12 protein-coding genes and 4 pseudogenes are annotated in these 19,667 nt (G+C 60.0%); 12 read left to right on the top strand and 4 right to left on the bottom strand.

The genetic code is table 11. The features are described 5' to 3' along the window. Window positions 1–10: 10 nt before the first annotated feature. Together J5I97_RS16750 and hemC are read left to right on the top strand one after the other, a co-directional pair. Complete coding sequence (locus J5I97_RS16750) at window positions 11–742, top strand: LytR/AlgR family response regulator transcription factor (RefSeq protein ID WP_208587734.1); 732 nt, start codon at window positions 11–13, stop codon at window positions 740–742. Between the two features lie 78 nt (window positions 743–820). After that, complete coding sequence (hemC, locus tag J5I97_RS16745) at window positions 821–1,735, top strand: hydroxymethylbilane synthase (RefSeq protein WP_208587732.1); 915 nt, start codon at window positions 821–823, stop codon at window positions 1,733–1,735. Window positions 1,736–1,894: 159 nt separating this feature from the next. On the opposite strand, the gene J5I97_RS16740 is transcribed toward hemC, so the two are convergent. Further along, window positions 1,895–2,695: a DUF481 domain-containing protein gene (locus J5I97_RS16740; protein WP_208587730.1), complete on the bottom strand. Its 801-nt coding sequence runs from the start codon at window positions 2,693–2,695 to the stop codon at window positions 1,895–1,897. Between the two features lie 294 nt (window positions 2,696–2,989). Here J5I97_RS16740 and J5I97_RS16735 point away from each other — a divergent pair, with 294 nt between their 5' ends. Continuing rightward, on the top strand, window positions 2,990–3,955 hold the full coding sequence (locus tag J5I97_RS16735) for a helix-turn-helix transcriptional regulator (protein ID WP_208587729.1): 966 nt from the start codon (window positions 2,990–2,992) through the stop codon (window positions 3,953–3,955). A 390-nt stretch (window positions 3,956–4,345) separates the two neighbouring features. Here the strand turns inward: J5I97_RS16735 and J5I97_RS16730 are convergent, their stop codons facing one another. Next, window positions 4,346–4,915, bottom strand: coding sequence for a lipocalin family protein (locus J5I97_RS16730; protein ID WP_208587727.1), 570 nt, complete (start codon window positions 4,913–4,915; stop codon window positions 4,346–4,348). 219 nt (window positions 4,916–5,134) lie between these two features. Between J5I97_RS16730 and J5I97_RS16725 the strand changes: the two genes are divergently transcribed. The 4 genes from J5I97_RS16725 to J5I97_RS16710 all read left to right on the top strand — a co-directional run bounded on the left by J5I97_RS16725 (window position 5,135) and on the right by J5I97_RS16710 (window position 9,432). Then, the gene (locus tag J5I97_RS16725) at window positions 5,135–5,446 is read left to right on the top strand and encodes a hypothetical protein (protein ID WP_208587725.1); all 312 of its coding nucleotides are present in this window, start codon (window positions 5,135–5,137) and stop codon (window positions 5,444–5,446) included. A gap of 68 nt (window positions 5,447–5,514) precedes the next feature. Continuing rightward, the gene (locus tag J5I97_RS16720) at window positions 5,515–7,608 is read left to right on the top strand and encodes a prolyl oligopeptidase family serine peptidase (protein ID WP_208587723.1); all 2,094 of its coding nucleotides are present in this window, start codon (window positions 5,515–5,517) and stop codon (window positions 7,606–7,608) included. Between the two features lie 250 nt (window positions 7,609–7,858). Next, on the top strand, window positions 7,859–8,392 hold the full coding sequence (locus J5I97_RS16715; protein WP_208587721.1) for a hypothetical protein: 534 nt from the start codon (window positions 7,859–7,861) through the stop codon (window positions 8,390–8,392). 83 nt (window positions 8,393–8,475) lie between these two features. After that, window positions 8,476–9,432, top strand: coding sequence for a hypothetical protein (locus J5I97_RS16710; RefSeq protein ID WP_208587719.1), 957 nt, complete (start codon window positions 8,476–8,478; stop codon window positions 9,430–9,432). A gap of 17 nt (window positions 9,433–9,449) precedes the next feature. On the opposite strand, the gene J5I97_RS16705 is transcribed toward J5I97_RS16710, so the two are convergent. Beyond that, the gene (locus tag J5I97_RS16705) at window positions 9,450–10,670 is read right to left on the bottom strand and encodes a pyridoxal phosphate-dependent aminotransferase (RefSeq protein ID WP_208587717.1); all 1,221 of its coding nucleotides are present in this window, start codon (window positions 10,668–10,670) and stop codon (window positions 9,450–9,452) included. Window positions 10,671–10,779: 109 nt separating this feature from the next. Between J5I97_RS16705 and J5I97_RS16700 the strand changes: the two genes are divergently transcribed. From J5I97_RS16700 to J5I97_RS16685, 4 genes and pseudogenes are all read left to right on the top strand, one after another. Further along, a complete protein-coding gene (locus J5I97_RS16700; protein WP_208587715.1) occupies window positions 10,780–12,894 on the top strand; it encodes a S9 family peptidase in 2,115 nt (704 codons plus the stop codon). A 282-nt stretch (window positions 12,895–13,176) separates the two neighbouring features. After that, window positions 13,177–14,522 (top strand): annotated as a pseudogene (locus J5I97_RS16695) (IS701 family transposase). Window positions 14,523–14,643: 121 nt separating this feature from the next. Continuing rightward, window positions 14,644–15,618 (top strand): annotated as a pseudogene (locus J5I97_RS16690) (IS5 family transposase). Window positions 15,619–15,982: 364 nt separating this feature from the next. Beyond that, a complete protein-coding gene (locus J5I97_RS16685; protein WP_208587714.1) occupies window positions 15,983–17,650 on the top strand; it encodes a hypothetical protein in 1,668 nt (555 codons plus the stop codon). 567 nt (window positions 17,651–18,217) lie between these two features. On the opposite strand, the pseudogene J5I97_RS16680 reads toward J5I97_RS16685, so the two are convergent. After that, window positions 18,218–19,270: pseudogene (locus J5I97_RS16680) on the bottom strand (IS701 family transposase); the annotation flags it as partial. Between the two features lie 200 nt (window positions 19,271–19,470). Between J5I97_RS16680 and J5I97_RS20155 the strand changes: the two are divergent. Continuing rightward, window positions 19,471–19,593: pseudogene (locus tag J5I97_RS20155) on the top strand (IS5/IS1182 family transposase); the annotation flags it as partial. Window positions 19,594–19,667: the final 74 nt, after the last annotated feature.

Genomic DNA, 19,667 nt, shown 5'->3' with positions numbered 1-19,667 from the left:
GGGGATGTCCATGACGGCCACGCAAGTGCGGGTGCTGATCGCCGATGACGAGCCACTGGCGCGCGAGCGCCTGCGCATGCTGCTGGCCGAGCATCCGCACGTCGAAGTGATCGGCCAGGCCGAAAACGGCCAACAAGTGCTGCAGCAGTGCGAACACCTGCACCCGGATCTGGTGCTGCTGGACATCGCCATGCCCGGCGTCGACGGCCTGGAAACCGCGCGCTTGTTGCGGCAAAGCCAGCCACAGCCTGCAGTGGTGTTCTGCACCGCCTACGACCAGCACGCGCTGTCGGCGTTCGACGCCGCCGCGCTGGATTACCTGATGAAACCGGTGCGCCCGGAACGTCTGGCTGCCGCAATGGAAAAGGTAGCCACCTTCCTGGCCGGACGCGCGCCCAGCGCCGCGCCTGCGCCGTTACGCACGCATCTTTGCGCACGCCTGCGCGGTAGCTTGAGGCTGATCGCCATCCAGGACATCCGCTACCTGCAGGCCGAAGAGAAATACGTCATCGTCCACCACGCCCGTGGCGAGGACCTGATCGAAGAGTCGCTCAAATCCTTGGAAGACGAGTTCGCCGACCGCCTACTGCGCATCCACCGCAATTGCCTGGTCGCCCGCGACGAACTGGTGGAACTGCGCCGCAGCGGCGACGGCCAGGTGCATGCGGTGCTGCGCAACGTGCCGCAGACCCTGGAAGTGAGCCGTCGCTGTGTTGCCAGCCTGCGCGAGCAATTACGCTAAAGGGTGTCATGCACTCATCCCAAAACGCACAACACGCCCTAGGTAGGAGTTACGGGTCTGCTCCGCGATAATGGCGGGATGACCGCGCTCCGCATCGCCACCCGTAAGAGCCCGCTCGCCCTTTGGCAGAGCGAACACGTCGCCGCCGCCTTGCGCCAGCATCATCCCGACCTGGAGGTCGTGCTGGTGCCGATGAGCACCCGTGGCGATGACGTGCTGGACCGTTCGCTGGCTGCCATCGGCGGCAAGGGCCTGTTCCTGAAGGAACTGGAGCTGGCGATGCTGCGTGGCGAAGCCGACTGCGCGGTGCATTCGCTCAAGGACGTGCCAATGGAAATTGAGGAGCCGTTCGTGCTGCCGGCCATCCTGGGCCGCGGCGACCCGGCCGACGCGCTGGTGTCCAATCTCTACGCCACCTTGCAGGCACTGCCGCTGGGCGCACGTGTGGGCACCTCCTCGTTGCGTCGCCAGGCGCAGTTGCGCGCCGCGCGCCCGGACCTGGAATTGGTCGACCTGCGCGGCAACGTCAACACCCGCCTGGCCAAACTCGACAACGGGGGTTACGACGCCATCGTGCTGGCCTGTGCCGGCTTGCAGCGGCTGGGTCTGGATGCGCGCATTGCCGCGCGACTGGACGCGCCAGAGTGGTTGCCTGCACCCGCACAGGGCGCGGTGGCGGTGGAATGCCGCGGTGACGATGCGCGTATCCATGGTCTGTTGGCGGTGCTGGACGCAGGCCGCACCCGCGTCTGCGTGGAAGCCGAGCGGGCCATGAATCGCGCGCTGCATGGAAGCTGTCACGTGCCGGTAGCTGCGTTCGCGCGCTGGGAAGGCAAGGGCCTGTTCCTGCAGGGCATGGTCGGCGACGCCAGCGACGGGCGGTTGATTCATGCAGACGCATGCGGCAGCCCCGACGACGCCGAAGAACTGGGCCGCCGCGTCGCGCAAGGCTTGTTCGACAAAGGCGCCGCACAGTTGCTGGCAGAGCTGTAACGTCACCGACACCTCAACCGATGCGCAAGCCGCTCTTAGCCTCACCGGCTCGAGGTTGCAAACGCGTCGTGCCTAATCCTCGTAGAAGCGGCCCTGGCCGCGAGAGGCTTCACCAGTAAAACCTCTCGCGGCCAAGGTCGCTCCTACAACCGCTAATTTTTACTTGAACTTATAAACCAGGTTGACCGTGGTCAGCGTATCGGTCTTGTTGTCGCCATCGCTCACCTCACTGTTGTGGCGCATCTGCCATGCAGCCTTCAGCGCGAAGTGCGAGTTCATGCTGACTTGCACGCCGAAATCGTTCTGCGCATAGGTGTTGTATCCGCCCGACTCCACCAGCAGCGTGTTGATCAGATCGGTGTTGTCGGTGACGGTGTACTTGAGGTCGAACAGGCCGCGTCCGATCAGGCCGGTTTCGTTGCGGTCTTCCTTGCGGTTGTGTGCGCGGCGGACACCCGGGCCCACCTGTGCATCCAGATAAAAACGATCGGCGTCGATCAGGCGCGTGCCGTAACCGATACCGAAGGTGGCCAGATGGTCATAGGTGGCGAAATCATCCATTTCGTAGCGGCCGGTGGCGGTGAGCTGGCGGTGTTCGCCCAACTGCAATGCGCTGCCAGCGCTGCCGGTGTAACGCTCGGCGGTGGTCTGGCGCTTGCGTTCGGTACTGCCGTCGTCGTCGGTGTTGGTGTATTCCGAACTCGAACGCAGTGCAGTGGCGTCCAGGCTGTGGATCCAGTCGCCGTCGGTATAGCGCAGACGGATGCGGCCGTTGAGGCTGTCGGTGGTGCTATTGCCGTGCGCCGCGGCGTAGCCGAATTCCCCGCTGCTGCCGCCCCAGGGCGAGGGCATCAGCGCTGCGGCCGGATCCACCGGCGCCGATGCCACTGCCTGGGCCCAGACGGTGGGCGTGATCAACAACAGTGGCAGCAGGGCAGACGACAGGGTACGGCGGAACATGGGCGGCTCGCTTTGGAGGGCAGGGCGGTTAGAGAGCGTGGAAGCGATTTCATGATAACGGACTGTGCGGCCGCGTCATGATCAAGTGAACGTCGCGCTTCATTGAGGGTTCGGGCGATGGGCGCAGATCGCAGCCGAATGACGTGTTCAGGTGCGTGCGAGCGGCAACGGACGCGTGGTGAATGCGAGCGAGCTGCAAGGCAGGCGCAGCCCCGACACCGGTGGCTACGCTCCTGCGACTGGCGCACAGCCGCGCTCACCCCGCCGCGCAAGGACTTCGGACATAATCGACATATGGACCGCTACGAACGCATCAACTCCCTGCATCGCCTGCTCAAGTCGGCTCGCTACCCGGTCACGGTGGCGCGGCTGCAGGATGATCTGAGATGTTCTCGCGCAACCGTTTATCGCGATCTGGCATTTCTGCGCGATGCACTGATGGCGCCGATAGAAGGCGATGGCGAATCGGGCTTCCGTTATCTGTCCGGTGAAAGCGACCGCTTCGAACTGCCCGGCCTGTGGCTGAGCTCGGAAGAACTGCACGCGCTGCTGGCTTCGCAGCAACTGCTCGCGCGCACCGGCGGCGGAGTGTTGTCCTCGATGCTGGCGCCGCTGCAGCAACGTATCGAAGGGTTGCTGGCCGCCCAGGCCGGCGTATCGCAGTGGCCGGTGGACCGGGTACGGGTGATTCCGCACCGGGGCCGCAAGCTGGACGAAGCCAGCTTCCGCACCGTGGCTTCCGGGGTGCTGGAGCGCAAGCAATTGCGCTTCGACTACCGCGCGCGCTCCACCGACGAATCGACCAAGCGCACCGTGTCTCCGCAGCGCATCACCCACTACCGCGACAACTGGTATCTGGACGCGTGGGATCACGGTCGCGACGGCGTGCGCAGCTTTGCGGTGGATCGCATCAATCACGCGCGCCTGCTCGATGCGGCGCCACGTGATGTGCCAGATAGCGAACTGGACGAACAACTCGCCGCCAGCTACGGCATTTTTTCGGGTGCGCCGAAGGGCTGGGCAACCATCGTGTTCAGCGCCAAGGCCGCGCGCTGGGTCGCCGACGAGCACTGGCATTCCAAACAACAGGGGCGCTTTCTGCCCGATGGCCGTTATGAGCTCAAATTGCCGTACAGCAACTCACGCGAATTGCTCATGGATGTGCTGCATTACGGCTCTGATGCGGAAATTGTCGAACCGGTTTCGTTGCGCGAGCAGGCCAAGGCGCTGTTGTCGTTGGCACTTAGCAATTACGACTGAGCCTGGCCGACAGTTGGGTCGTTGTGCGTGGGGATACGGTCAATCACGCTTAATGCCTCAATTAAGCTAAGTTGCGAAGCAACTTCGGCTTGAATGAATTGTTAGGCGGCAACTCAAAGGCCATCGGGAGGATAGTCCGGAAGTTGAGCGATGCGCATGGCGCCTATGTCGTCGCTGGCCGACTTGGTTGATGCGTCAATCTCCGCGAGGTGTGTCTCGATGGCAATCAACCGGCTCTCGTAACTGCTGCATCAAGTTTAAGGTAGTACCCTCAAGTCGGAAAGGCTTGCCACTAGGCTTGAACAAGATGAGAACAAGCAGGACCACGACAATCCACTCAAACGCGCTCATGTTTCACTCTCCCCGTCGCCACGACCTGTCCATTGCCGCCTAACGCTTGTTCGGCACTTCAAACCCCAGGCGGCCCACCTGCTCGCGCAGCTGCGGCACGCGCTTGAGCTTATCGGTGTAGATGGAATAGTCATCGCGCATCTTGTTGACCAGCAGGCGGTACTGGTCGCGGCTCATGTCCGGCTTGCGCGAAAAGATCCAGGCCAGGTCGCGGCCCGGGTAGGAGATCAGCATCCAGGAGCCATCTGGCGCGATTTCCAGGATGCGTTGCTTGGCCGGGATCACTTTGTAGAACCACACCCGCCAATCGCGATTGCCGCTGTCGGCATCTACAGAGGCGCGCGCGTTGACTTCCTTTTCCGGTTCGTCGAAACCGTCGCGATACAGATAGCGCACCGCGACCTTGCCGTCTTCGACCAGGGTGTATTCGTCGCGGCTGGTGACGTGGCCGCGCTCGACCGGGTTGGGCATGCGCGCAATTACGTACCAGGTGCCCATGATCTTGGACAGGTCAACCGCCGGCTCATTGGTGGGCGTGTCTTTGGCGTGTGCCACGGGTAGGCCGAGCACGAGCAGCAAAGCGAGGGCGATCGTAACGGTCAGGCGCATCGCAACATCACAAAGAGGCAGTTGGAACAGCACACTACCGCATGCAGGGGGCAAGTTCGCGTCAACGGTCGGGTATGGCGTCGGCAATGCGTCATGCACAACCAGCGGCGCCGCTTGCACGGGTCGGTGCCTATCGACCATGCCCAGGTCGCAGCCGGTGAGATGGACACAGGCAATTGTGCCGGCCTGTTGCGATCCTACCTGTCACGGAGTGCCGCCATGTCGCATCGTCCTTCCCGTCGTTCCGAACGTCCCGACCCGCGCCTGCTGCGCCCGGTCCGACAGATCGCCCTAACCGGCCTGGCCCTGGTGCTGGTGTGGCCGGGCGCGCGCGGCCACAGCGAGTGGATCGGCTGGCTGCCGCTGTGGCTGGTCGGCATGCCGATGCTGGCATGGTGGAGCCTGCACCGCTTTGCGTTGCCGGCCCAGGTGCGGCCAAGCGTGCGCCGCAGTGCGCCACGCCGACGCGGACCGCAGGCGCAACGCCGGCGCAACATCTCGCACACGGCGGCACAGGCGCAGGTGGCCTGACCTTCGGCAGGGTTGAGCGGGCAAAGCGCTGTGCTACGTTCCGCGCATTCGTTTTCCCGGAAACATTCATGCCCAAGTTCGCCTCGATCTGCCTGCTTACCGGCCTGATCACCGCTGGCGCCGTCTCTGCAGAGGAAACCGCTGTGTCCAACGATCCCTACGCCTGGCTGGAAGATGTCACCGGCGCCAAGCCACTGGACTGGGTCAAGGCCCAGAACGCCAAGGCCGAAGCACGGCTGGCCACCACGCCGGCGTTCGAGCAGATGGAAACCAGCATTCGCCAGGTGCTGGATTCGGACGCAAAGATTCCCAGCGTGCAGAAGATCGGCGAGTACTACTACAACTTCTGGAAGGACAAACAGCACGAGCGCGGCCTGTGGCGACGTACCACGCTGGACGAATACCGCAAGCCCTCGCCCAAGTGGGAAACGCTGCTGGACCTGGATGCGCTTAACAAGGCCGAAGGCGAAAACTGGGTCTGGCACGGTGCCGATTGTCTGCGCCCCGACTATCAGCGCTGTCTGATTGCGTTATCGCGCGGCGGTGCCGATGCCGATGTCACGCGTGAGTTCGATCTGGTCGGCAAACAATGGGTCAAAGACGGCTTCTTCCGTCCCGAGTCCAAGGGCGGGCTTGGCTGGATCTACCAGGACACCGTCTACGTGTTCACCGATTTTGGTGACGGCACGATGACCAGCTCCGGCTATCCGCGCATCGCCAAGCAGTGGAAGCGCGGTACGCCGCTGAGTGCCGCCAGCGTGGTCTACGAAGGCGAGCCGACCGACACGTACGTCGTCGCGATGCACGACGACACGCCCGGATTCGAGCGCGATTTTGTCAGCCGCACGCTGGCCTTCTACAACGACGAGCTGTATCTGAAGGGCGCCGACGGCAAGTTGGTCAAAGTGGATGTGCCCAATTCGGCCAGCAAGTCGGTCAAGCGGCAATGGCTGACCCTGGAACTGCGCGAGCCATGGAAGGTGGGCGGCAAGACCTATAAAGCCGGCTCGCTGCTGGCCACGCGGTTCGACGACTTCATAGCCGGCAAGCGCAGCTTCGAGGTGCTGTTCGAGCCCATCGACAGCACCTCGCTGGCGAGCGTAGCGTGGACGCGTTCGCACCTGGTGTTGAATGTGCTGGAAGACGTCAAGAACCGCCTGAGCGTGATCACGCCATCGCAGGATGGCTGGAAAAAAAGCGCCTTCGTCGGTGCGCCGGCGTTCGGCACCGTCGATGTCAGCGCGGTGGACAGCAACGACAGCGACGCGCTGTGGTTGACCGTCACCGACTATCTGACCCCGACCACCTTGTCGTGGGTGGACGTGGGGACTGCGCCGCAACCGCTCAAGACCATGCCGGCGTTTTTCGATGCCGGCAAGGACATCATCGAGCAGCATTTTGCCACCAGCAAGGACGGCACCCGCGTGCCGTATTTCCTGGTGCGCCCCAAGAATCTGGAACTCGATGGCAGTGCGCCGACCCTGCTGTATGGCTACGGCGGTTTCGAAATCTCGTTGACCCCGAATTACTCCGGCGGATTGGGCCGCGCCTGGCTGGAAAAGGGCGGCGTCTATGTGGTGGCCAACATCCGCGGCGGTGGCGAATACGGCCCGCGCTGGCACCAGGCCGCACTCAAGCAGAACCGCCACAAGGCCTACGAAGACATGGCTGCGGTGGCCAAGGATCTGGTTGCACGCAAGATCACCTCGACCAAGCATCTGGGCGTGCAGGGTGGCAGCAACGGCGGTCTGATGACCGGCAACATGCTCACCCAGTATCCGGAGCTGTTCGGCGCGGTGGTGGTGCAGGTGCCGCTGCTGGACATGAAGCGCTACAACTATATGTTGGCCGGCGCCTCCTGGATGGCCGAATACGGCAATCCGGATACTGACGATTGGAAATTCATCCAGACCTTCTCGCCATACCACCTATTCGATCCGAAGAAGGCCTACCCACCGGTGATCTTCCTGACCTCCACGCGCGACGACCGCGTGCATCCCGGCCACGCGCGCAAGATGGCGGCCAAGATGATCGAAGCCGGCAAGGACGTGACCTACTACGAGAACATCGAAGGCGGCCACGGCGGCGCAGCCAACAATGCGCAGGCGGCGCACATGGCAGCGCTGGCCTACAGCTTCCTGTGGGAGCGGCTGGCGGATTGATGCCTCCATGCCCACTATGCGGGGATAAGGCTGGCTTTCCCCGCTATCAAAATATTCAAAAATATGCGAACTCAAGATTGATTGCGTCCTTTGTATTTTGGGTGTAAAAAATAAGGGGACGCGTCGCTGTGTGGCGTCGCGAGTCCGCCCTCCCTCTATCTCCAGAGAAGAATGCTGCAAAAGAGGGGAGTGTTGCAAAATAAAAATTCCTTAATAGGAGCTATTATGAAAGTCCTGAATATAGCAGTGGGTGCATGCTTTTTTTTTCATCGCTTCAGGTGTCATTGCTCAAAATGTAAGTTTGTCCAATAACGCTTTAGGTACATCCATGGATCGGCGGCTATTGGAACAGGAAGTCGCTCCAATACGCTCTCGAGCGGAACTGCAGGAATATCTAAAAGTTATGCCGGCTCAATCGCCCCTGAAGTATTTGTCTCCTTCAAATAGAGAGCGATTTCTGAATAGCCTTGTTTTTTCAGAGAGCGGCTTGGCAAGTTATTCCTATCAAGATTTGGAAATGGAGCTGACTGCGCTTGAGGCATATAAGGTCCTATCGCTGTTCGGCCAGCAGTCAACAGTCACGCTTATTCCTGGGTTGAGGCAGTCAGATGGGTTTAGCAAGGCGATCATGTCGTCCGTCGATTCTCGGGAGCCGGTAAATGCAATCAGTGGTGAATACAGGCCGGATGCTAGCAAAGATCCAGATTATCCTGATTATGCATGCGTAGCTAAGGCTACCTGTGGTCAGTCAATGGGGAAGATTTGTATCGGTGCCAATTGCTAGGTGTTCAGTCCCGGCTTCCGCCAGATCCCATCGAAGTGGGGTCTGGCGCTTCGCCAATGTCCAACACACAGGGGAGCAATGCCATGTCGATTGGCTATTGTCGGTTCCGCTGGTTTTTTGTCTCGATAGTACTGTTCATTAGCTCTGTGGCGTGGGCACAACCCTCGGTTGAGGTGTTGAATGACGCTTACGATCACCTAGTGGCGCTGGACGAGGCGACCCTGAGCCTGCCACGCGAGGATCGCCTGCAACGCTTAGTGGACGCCTATAACGCTGCGTTTGCGCCGGTGGTCGAATCTCCACGCCTTGCCGACGTCCCCGCGGCGGGCTTGGAAACATTATCGCGGGCAAGCCAGCGCCTTGCCTATTACACTGACGACGAGCGCTATTTGCAGCAAATGATCGAGGTCATGGAAGCATTTGGCGACGCTGCCGGGCCTGATGTGCTGAAGCGCTATCATCAGACGCTTGTCCAGTTTCGTCGCTTTGCGGACGCAGACCAACTGGCACGTGGCCATCCCGGCATTGAATTTGAACCGGTACCCGATGTGGTCGGGGCGAGGCCCACGGTTAGGCCCAATGCCTATGCCATTGATCAAGGCAAGAGGCGGCTGCGCGAAATCCAGATGCCGTTGCGCGGAGACACACTGGTCGTGCTCGTCCATCCGCACTGCAGGTTTTCAGTGAGAGCCATGGACGATCTGAGGCATCATCCGCTCTTGCGTGGCGTCGCCCTTGTATGGCTGGCTCCTGTTGGGCTGCGTCTTGATTATGAGTTACTTGAAACTTGGAATAAGACGCATACGGATCAATCCATCGTACTGGCACGCCACACTGCGGATTGGTCAATGATCGACAATTGGGGTACACCGACCTTTTATCTGATGCACGACGGAAAGATGGTTTCCAATTTCTCCGGCTGGCCGCGCGAGGGAAATTGGCTGCGGTTGCAGGCGCTGCTTGGCAAACGGTCCGATGGGCGCATCGAGTCGGCGGCTACGGCACACAGTGACGTGGGCCAAAGCATGTCAGTAAAGTAGGCACGCAGGCCGCACTGTCAGATGGATGGCGTGCGCGCGGCTGGTTCCTCTGTTCCGATGTGCCGCAACCCACGCGCAATGCGCTCCACCGCTTGTTCAAGACGCGGCAGACGTTGCGTATACGCGACGCGGACATGTTGGTTTGCGCGGTGGTGGCCGAAGTCGATGCCAGGGGTGAAGGCGACATGTTCGGTTTCCAGGAAGTGCGCGCAGAAGGCCTGGGCATCATCGGAAAATGCGCTGATGTCGGCGTAGAGATAGAACGCGCCTTGCGGTTCGGCCGCGATTTTGAAGCCTAATGCGCGCAAGGCCGGCAACAGGTAATCACGGCGTTGCTGGAACTCGGCGCGGCGCGCTTCGAAGATGGCGATGCTTTCTGGCGTAAAACAGGCTAATGCGGCGTGCTGGGCGATCGTGGAGGCGCTGATGTAGAGATTTTGCGCCAACTTTTCCAACTCGGGCACTGCGTTGGGCGGGGCGATCAGCCAGCCCAGGCGCCAGCCGGTCATGCCGAAGTATTTGGAAAAACTGTTCAACACGAAGGCGCTGTCGTCTACTTCCAGTGCGCTATGCGCATCCAGGCCGTAGGTCAGGCCGTGGTAAATCTCGTCCACCACAAAGTGGCCACCGCGCGCTTGCAATGCCTGCGACAACGCGGCCAATTGATCGCGCGAAAGCACGCTGCCGGTAGGGTTTGCCGGCGAGGCGACCAGCGCGCCGACGCTAGCAGCATTCCAGCACGCGTCCACCAGCGCCGGGGTCAACTGGTAGTCGGTGTCTGGGTCGACCGGCACCAGTTGCGCGGCGCCTTCGACCAGACGCAGGAAGTGTCGGTTGCATGGATAGCCGGGGTCGGCGAGCAACCAATGCTTGTCAGGGTCGACCAATAAACTGCTGGCCAGCAACAGCGCACCGGATCCACCTGGCGTGACCAGGATCCGTTCCGGATCGATGTCGCAGCCATAGCGCTGCGCATAGAAGCCGGCGATGGCAGCGCGCAACGTGGGAAGGCCGCGTGAGGCGGTGTAGCGGGTGTGGCCGGCCGCCAACGCTGCCTGTCCGGCGGCGACGATCGGCGCGGCGGTAGTGAAATCGGGTTCGCCAATTTCCAGGTGGATCACGTCGTGGCCTGCCTGTTCGAGCGCGTTGGCGCGGGCCAGCAGCGACATCACATGGAACGGGGCGATGTCCTGGCTGCGGCGGCTGTAGCCGGAGGCGTGCGGAGATGGGAAGTCCATCGATTCGATCATAGACCAGCACGACCTAGGACACATGACGCCCTGCGATAAGCTATTGCACACTCGGGCGCTGGGATGGCATTGCGTTCATACAACGGAACCCAATTTGATGAAGCATGTTCTCACACTTCTGATCTCCACCCTGATGACCACATCTGTTCCTTCCGCCTTCGCAGCCCTCCCGTCGCCGCCGGATGTGGCCAAGCATCCGCATGTGGTCAAGGCCCCGTTCGGTGCAACTCGTAACGACGATTACTACTGGCTGCGCGACGACAAGCGCGAGGACAAGGCAATGCTGGCCTACCTCAACGCCGAAAATGCCTACACAGACGCGCTGATGGCGCCGCTCAAGCCGCTTGAAGAAACGCTGTATACCGAGATCGTCGGGCGCATCAAGCAGGACGATGCCAGTGTGCCGTATCGCAAACGTGGCTATTGGTACTACACGCGTTTTGAAACCGGCAAGGACTATCCGATCCAGGCACGGCGCAAGGGCAGCATGGAGGCGCCGGAAGAAATTCTGCTCGACGTCAACCAGATGGCGCAGAGCAAGGGCTATTTCAGCGTCGGCGATGCCGAAGTCAGTCAGGACAATCGCATCCTCGCCTGGGCCGATGACGCCGTCGGGCGCCGGCAATACACGATTCGTTTCAAGAATCTGGAGACTGGCCAAATCTACCCGGACACCGTCGAAGGCGTGTCGCCGAACGTGGTCTGGGCCGACGACAACAAGACGCTGTTCTACGTCGAGAACGACGCGGAAACGTTGCTTACCGTGCGCGTGAAAAAGCATGTGCTCGGCACCCCGTCCAAAGACGATGTGCTCGTGTACGAGGAAAAGGACGACAGCTTCTACATGGGTATCGGCCGCACTCGCGACGATAAGTACATCGTCATCGGTGTGGAAAGCACGGTCTCTTCCGAATCGCGCTACGCGCCGGCCGACAAGCCCGAGCGTTTCACGGTGCTGGCCAAGCGTGAACGCGATGTCGAATATCACCCAGAGCACTTCGACGGCCGTTGGGTGATCCGCACCAATGCCGATGGCGCCAAGAACTTCAAGCTGGTGACCGCGCCCACCAACGCGACCACGCGCAAGCAGTGGATCGACTGGGTAGCGCACGAGGACAACGTCTATATCGAAAATTTCGAGCTATTCGACGGGTTTACTGCAATCGAAGAGCGCTCCGGCGGTCTGGAACGTGTGCGCCTGCTCAAGCGCGATGGCAGTCATGAATATGTCAAGGCAGATGAACCCGCGTATTCGATGGGCCTGTCGGTCAACTCCGAGCCTCACACCGCGTGGCTGCGTTATAGCTACACCTCGTTGACCACGCCGGCCACCACGTACGAGCTCAACACGCAGACCGGCGAGCGCAAGCTGCTCAAGCAGCAACCGGTGATTGGTTACGATGCCGGCAATTACGTGACTGAGCGCGTGTGGATCACTGCGCGCGATGGCGTCGAGGTGCCGGTGTCGTTGGTCTATAAGAAAGGCTTCGAAAAGGATGGCACTGCAGCGTTGTTCCAGTACGCATACGGCAGTTATGGTGTATCGATGGACCCGGCCTTCAATCTGCCGGCGATCAGCCTGCTGGACCGTGGCGTGGTGTACGCCATCGCACATATCCGCGGCGGCCAGGAAATGGGCCGTCAGTGGTACGACGACGGCAAACTGCTGCACAAGAAGAACACCTTCAACGACTTTATCGATGTCACCCGTGGCTTGGTAGCGCAAGGCTACGCCGCCAAGGATCGTGTCGCTGCATCCGGCGGCAGCGCTGGCGGTCTGTTGATGGGTGCGGTGGCCAATATGGCCCCGCAGGATTACCGTGTGATGCTGGCGCAGGTGCCGTTCGTCGATGTGGTCACCACCATGCTCGACGCCAGTATTCCCCTCACCACCAACGAATACGATGAGTGGGGCAACCCTGAAAAAAACGATTACTACGACTACATGCTGTCGTATTCCCCGTACGACAACGTACGCAAGCAGGCCTATCCGGCCCTGTTCGTCGGCACTGGTTTGTGGGATTCGCAGGTGCAGTACTGGGAGCCGGCCAAGTGGGTCGCCAAACTGCGTGACGACAATACCGGCACGCAGCCGATCGTCTTCCGCACCAATATGGAAGCCGGCCACGGCGGCAAATCCGGCCGTTTCCGTCGCTATCGCGAACTGGCCGAGTCATATGCGTTTGTGTTGGATCAGTTGGGTGCGAAGTAGTTGTGGAGCTGGGATTCGAAAATCGGGATTTGGGAATCGCAAGAGCATGTGACCTTGGATTTTATCGGTCAGCTTGAATCTGCCCCACCAAAACAGACGTCAAGATGCGATGCTTTTGATCGCTTCTGGAGGTTCTGATGCTCTGCATTACGCATCGTGGTGATACCGATGACGTCAAGGCCCAAGCAGTCCCGCGACAAACGGTGCCAGCGCGCGTCCCCTAATCCTACTGTGTCATAAATAGGTTATCCTGCAAGCAGTCTCTCCCACGGCGGGATCGTGATGGCCGCAGTCAGCAACAAAGCGCGTTTCTCCGCTTATCTCGATGAACTCTCCGCTGCGCTCGGTCATGCTGACCGCACTGCGGTCCTGCGAGGCTATTGCAGTGCGTTGATGCTGCCTTTGGAGCGCAAGAGTGTTGAGCCCCTGGCTGCTCATCTGGATCCGCTTCGAACCAGGGCTCGCCATCAAGCCTTGCACCACTTCGTGGCCAAATCAGAGTGGTCCGATGCGGCCATGTTGGAGCGGGTTCGTCAGTACGTTTCGTCGCTGCTGGATTTGAAAGACGAGGTGTACTGGATCGTGGACGACACGGGTTTTCGCAAGAAGGGCAGGCATTCGGTCGGTGTGGCCTGATAGTACTGCGGCGAGATCGGCAAGCAGGACAATTGCCAGGTGGCCGTGAGCGTATCGTTGGCGACGCCGGCAGCGAGCATTCCGATCGCTTTCAGGCTGTATCTGCCGAAGACTGGGCCAGCGATGCAGCACGCCGGGGAAAAGCGGGAATTCCCCACGAGATTGAGTTCGCGACCAAACCGCAGATCGCACTGGCGCAGATGAAAGCAGCCCATGCCACGGGAGTGGCGCGCGGCACGGTGTTGGCCGATGCAGCCTATGGCAGCAATACGGCCTGGCGTGACGCGCTGGCTTGCCTGGAACTGAACTATGCGGTGGGAATCGTGTCGAGCGTGAAAGTCTGGCCGCCCGGACAAAGGCCCGAATCGCCGGCGGCGTGGAAAGGCCAAGGCCGACCTCCGGTTCGCCATCGTCGTACAGCCGACCATCAGCCACAGTCGGTGCAAGCGCTGGCGCTGTCGTTACCCTCCCGCGCCTTCAGGACAGTCGCGTGGCGGGAAGGCGGCAACGCACCGTTGTCGGGACGTTTCGCCGCCGTACGCGTACGTGCAGCACAAGGTGATCGCTTGCGTCAGGAGGAATGGCTGTTGATCGAATGGCCCAAAGGCCAAGACAGGCCGACCCGATACTTTCTGTCCAACCTGCCGGTAAACACGCCGCGCAAGGATCTGGTAAGGACGGTCAAGGCGCGCTGGCGGATTGAACGCGATTATCACGATCTGAAACAGGAATTTGGCCTGGATCACTACGAAGGCCGTGGCTGGCGGGGCTTCCATCATCACGCGAGGTTATGCATCGCTGCCTATGGGTACCTGGTTGCTGAACGCTTGCGCGGGGCGCATCAAAAAAAACCCTCGGAATGCGCGGAATCTCCCTTACCCGAGAATTACCGACCGCGCGGCAAGGCAATCGCGCGCCCAGCGCCACGCGAGCGACTCGATCGCGACGCTGCGCTGGACAATCGCCATGGACATCGCAGCGGCACTACTTGACGGGATGCCTCCGCATCTGCGGATTTAATAACACAGTAGGATTAAGGGGGGGGGGGGGGGGTGCTCTGAACAACTCCCCCTGATCCTGCGACAATCGCATAGAGCCAACGGAACGATAACGATGCAACTGTCTTTCGGCGACGCGGAGTACAACGGCAAACGCAAGCGGACACGGCGCGAGGTGTTCTTGTGCGAGATGGATCAGGTGGTGCCGTGGAAGGACCTGCTGTCCCTGATCGCGCCGCATTATCCGACGTCAGGCCAGCCGGGGCGACAGCCATATCCACTGGAGACGATGCTGCGCATCCATTTTTTGCAGCAGTGGTACGCGCTAAGCGATCCGTCTGCGGAAGAGGCCCTGTACGACACGGTGTCGATGCGCCGTTTCGCCAAGATCGGCGGGTTGGACGATGTGCCGGACGAGACCACGATTCTCAACTTCCGTCACCTGCTGGAACAGCACGATCTGGCGCGCAAGCTGTTCAATCGGGTCAACGCGCACTTGTCGCGCAAGGGGCAGAGCCTGCGAGGCGGCACGATCGTGGACGCCACGATCATTGCCGCGCCCAGTTCGACCAAGAACAAGGAAGGTGAGCGCGACCCTGGAATGCACCAGACCAGGAAGGGCAATCAGTATTTCTTCGGGATGAAGGCGCACATCGGCGTGGACGATGCCTCCGGCCTGGTGCACCACGTGGAATGCACGGCGGCCAACGTGGCAGACATCACGCAGGCGCACAAGCTGCTGCACGGTAAGGAGGACACGGTGTGCGGCGACAGCGGCGACACCGGGTTGGAGAAGCGCGAAGAGATGAAGAACAAGCGCAAGCTGATCGCGTAAAAGCCCTCGAAACTGAAGCAAATCAAGAGCAAGCGCGAATTGAAGTGGGCCGAACGCTGGGAGCACACCAAGGCCAGCTTGCGTGCGAAGGTGGAACACCCGTTTCGGGTGATCAAGCGTCAGTTTGGCTACGTCAAGGTGCGCTATCGCGGCTTGGCGAAGAAGACTGCGCAGGTGCTGACGCTGTTTGCGCTGTCGAACCTGTGGTTGAAGCGAAAGCAGTTGATGCCTGCCGTGGGGAAGGTGTGCCTGTAACTCGGGCAACACCCCGCAAACGCGCCGGAAACGGCGAAAAACCGAGGGCCTGAGCGTCGTTGGCGTGACCGATGTGGTTTGCCTCATCCTCTGACCGCGTTGATCAGACCATTCTTAGACGCTCACGTTGATGTTCGGCAAATTCGCTACGCCTTCGTCATCTGCGCATCGGGTTTGCGATGGATCGGTCACGATGCTCGATGTTCGAGGGCTGGATCAATAGCGCTTCGACAAGACAGCAAGCAAGGTCGCCAATGGCGCCAATGCGCGAGAGTTGGCGGAGTTCAGCGGATATCCCTGAGCTGCATCAGCTTGACGAGATCCAGAAACGAGCCGTCTTTTCCATCATGAAGCGGAGCGAAAAATGCTGAAGCCAAAGAGCAGCAATCGTCGGACGCATGCCCAGAGCACTCACCAAAGCATGCCAGAGCAGACCACTGGCCGGCCGGGGAGCCCGGACGCCGTTGTGTCCGGAACGTCGTCGTCCTTTGGCGTCCTCAGTGAACTGGCTGCTCGACCGACCAAGCGCAGTCGTACCGATGCATCTGCTGTGGGTTCGGCGCCGGGATTGGGCGCGCATCCGGCTCGGAACGGCACATCGATGCCGTTTTCCTCCTCTGCGCAGGCGTACGACAACCTGCGCCTCAACAGTCATGTTAATGATCCTCAGCTTTGGCGCGCTGATACGGCTGAGACAATAGAGCAGCCGTCTGCTTTTGAAGACGCCGCAGTTCATGAAGAACCTCGGGCGCCAGTTGATTCTTCATCAACCTCGTGCGGTACGCCCAGCGCGTTGTTCGCCCAGCTAAAAGACACGGTTCAAAGCGGGGCTGGGGGGGCAGGCTTCGAAATACCGTATCCAGCCGACGAGAAACTCATCGGGCGGTTTAAAGAAGGTGCCTTGGAGGGCGGGAGCCAACGCGTGACCGTAGAAAAATACGCCAATATTTTGACACGTTTTAGCGATTGGCTCAGAAAGCAGCATAAGGGTGGTCTGCAAGATCGTCTTTTCACAGACAAAGAAGCGCTGGAACACGACGCCTCGAAGTTCCAAGAATGGATAAAACGCAAGTCTCTGCCAACGATACTGAATTATCTGCGTACCGTGGAATCCACCACCCATGGAACAGTAACATTCCGGAAGTTCTGCCGCTATAAGTGCACTGAAGGCGATGAAAAACTCATCAATGATACGCTTTTTGCTATCCCAAGATATGCAACTGCGTTGCGCGCGTTCAGTGTATGGCTCCATGCCGAGGGTAAAAAGGGATTGTCAGAACCGGGAAGACTGCATTCCCAAAGTTTGATGGACGACGCCCAGGCCTTCGCAGGCACGAACGTGGGGATCAGTCAAATTTCGGTTGCTGCGCTGCACAAACTGCAGACTTTCAAAACGACCGGAGCGGTGGCAATAAAGAGAAATCGTAGTAAGATTAGCATTCCCGAAATCGACCGAAAACTCAGCGAGAAATTTAAAAATATTCTCGTGGCATCAGGTTGCGAAAATAAATACCATGTCGGGGCACCCTACGCCGATAGACTTGTATCCGCTCTGACGCACTTCAGCGCTTGGCTAAAGGAGGAAAAAAAGGAAGCGATCGCGTTGCGTTTGCACGATCCAACGTTGTATGAGGATTTGAATCTCTACGCCGTTGGAAAGAGCAATAAGCAATCCAATTACCTGCAAAGAATGCTGAAGAAAGCGCGCAAGATGTGTATTCCTGACGTGCAGTTGCCCGATCTCGGAAGCAGAGCTGAACCGTCGGGGTCTTCTTACTCCCCATTGTTGCCACCTACTGCTTCAGGTAGTTTGCCGCAGCGACCTGAAAGCAGGTGGAATCTCGAGACACTTGAGGAGGAGCTGATGAGGCCTTCGTTCTCACCCCAGCTTGAGGCGTCGAGTTCGACCTTTCCATTCGAATCGACAGCAGTGCATCAAGCGGATGGTTTGCCGCACGCGCTTCAAAGTATCTGGAATCTCGAGACACTTGAGGAGGAGCTGATGAGGCCTTCGTTCTCACCCCAGCCCTAGACATCGAGCTCTATACCTTTCCATTCGAGTGGGACGCAGTGCAGCAAGCGGGTGGTTTGCTTCTTCAGGCGCTTGAAAGCAGCTGGAATCCCGACACACCTGCGGAGGAACTGATGAGGCCTTCGTGCGTGGTCGGCCCAGTCTGAGGCGTCGAGTTCCATCATTGCATTTGACTTGGATACGCTGCATCCAGAAGCGACGTTGCCGCACCACGCCACCGCTGCGTTGCAAGCGTCAATATTGACCTTCAACGAAGGTGACACCGGGCCCAACTGGATTCATTGTTAACAGCCTGTTCCCGAACGGCTATTGTAGCGTGGGGTTCGCGATCAGCAGACCGTTCGTATCTGTGACGTGGAGTATTGCGTCGTCGCTATACCAGGCACGGCCAACATATGGAACCAGCCCCAACTTTATCTCTCTCCGCACGTACTAATCCTACTGTGTCATTAAATCCGCAGATGCGGAGGCATCCCGTCAAGTAGTGCCGCTGCGATGTCCATGGCGATTGTCCAGCGCAGCGTCGCGATCGAGTCGCTCGCGTGGCGCTGGGCGCGCGATTGCCTTCCGCCAGCGCGCCTTGACCGTCCTTACCAGATCCTTGCGCGGCGTGTTTACCGGCAGGTTGGACAGAAAGTATCGGGTCGGCCTGTCTTGGCCTTTGGGCCATTCGATCAACAGCCATTCCTCCTGACGCAAGCGATCACCTTGTGCTGCACGTACGCGTACGGCGGCGAAACGTCCCGACAACGGTGCGTTGCCGCCTTCCCGCCACGCGACTGTCCTGAAGGCGCGGGAGGGTAACGACAGCGCCAGCGCTTGCACCGACTGTGGCTGATGGTCGGCTGTACGACGATGGCGAACCGGAGGTCGGCCTTGGCCTTTCCACGCCGCCGGCGATTCGGGCCTTTGTCCGGGCGGCCAGACTTTCACGCTCGACACGATTCCCACCGCATAGTTCAGTTCCAGGCAAGCCAGCGCGTCACGCCAGGCCGTATTGCTGCCATAGGCTGCATCGGCCAACACCGTGCCGCGCGCCACTCCCGTGGCATGGGCTGCTTTCATCTGCGCCAGTGCGATCTGCGGTTTGGTCGCGAACTCAATCTCGTGGGGAATTCCCGCTTTTCCCCGGCGTGCTGCATCGCTGGCCCAGTCTTCAGGCAGATACAGCCTGAAAGCGATCGGAATGCTCGCTGCCGGCGTCGCCAACGATACGCTCACGGCCACCTGGCAATTGTCCTGCTTGCCGATCTCGCCGCAGTCCTGTCGGGCCACACCGACCGAATGCCTGCCCTTCTTGCGAAAACCCGTGTCGCCCACGATCCAGTACACCTCGTCTTTCAAATCCAGCAGCGACGAAACGTACTGACGAACCCGCTCCAACATGGCCGCATCGGACCACTCTGATTTGGCCACGAAGTGGTGCAAGGCTTGATGGCGAGCCCTGGTTCGAAGCGGATCCAGATGAGCAGCCAGGGGCTCAACACTCTTGCGCTCCAAAGGCAGCATCAACGCACTGCAATCGCCTCGCAGGCCCGCAGTGCGGTCAGCATGACCGAGCGCGGCGGAGAGTTCATCGAGATAAGCGGAGAAACGCGCTTTGTTGCTGACTGCGGCCATCACGATCCCACCGTGGGAGAGACTGCTTGCAGGATAACCTATTTATGACACAGTAGGACTAAGGTGGCTGAGCGAGTCGCTCCATGCGTATGGACACATCGCACGGCGCATCGTCGATGCAGTGCGCCGACATCGCGCTGGTAGGCTGTTGAAAAACACGCCAGAGGGAGACGGCCGATTTCCCTTGACGAGGCGGTTCGATGCGCGGCAGCGATGTGTTCATGGAGCAGTTGTTCATTGTGAAGTGATTGGAGGATTTCGTTCCGGTCGATCACCCACTGCGCCCGATCAGGCGGATGGTCAACCAAGCGTTGATGCGACTGTTAGCAGTGACACGTCCTTCCGCAGGCGTTCGTTTTCCCGCTTCAGCCGGCGGATGCGGTGTTGCTCCGGGGCC

The organism is Xanthomonas fragariae (assembly GCF_017603965.1).
GTDB classification, from domain to species: Bacteria; Pseudomonadota; Gammaproteobacteria; order Xanthomonadales; family Xanthomonadaceae; genus Xanthomonas; species Xanthomonas fragariae_A.
The sequence above is the reverse complement of the archived record's forward strand: the minus strand, read 5'-3'. Positions and strand labels throughout refer to the sequence as shown.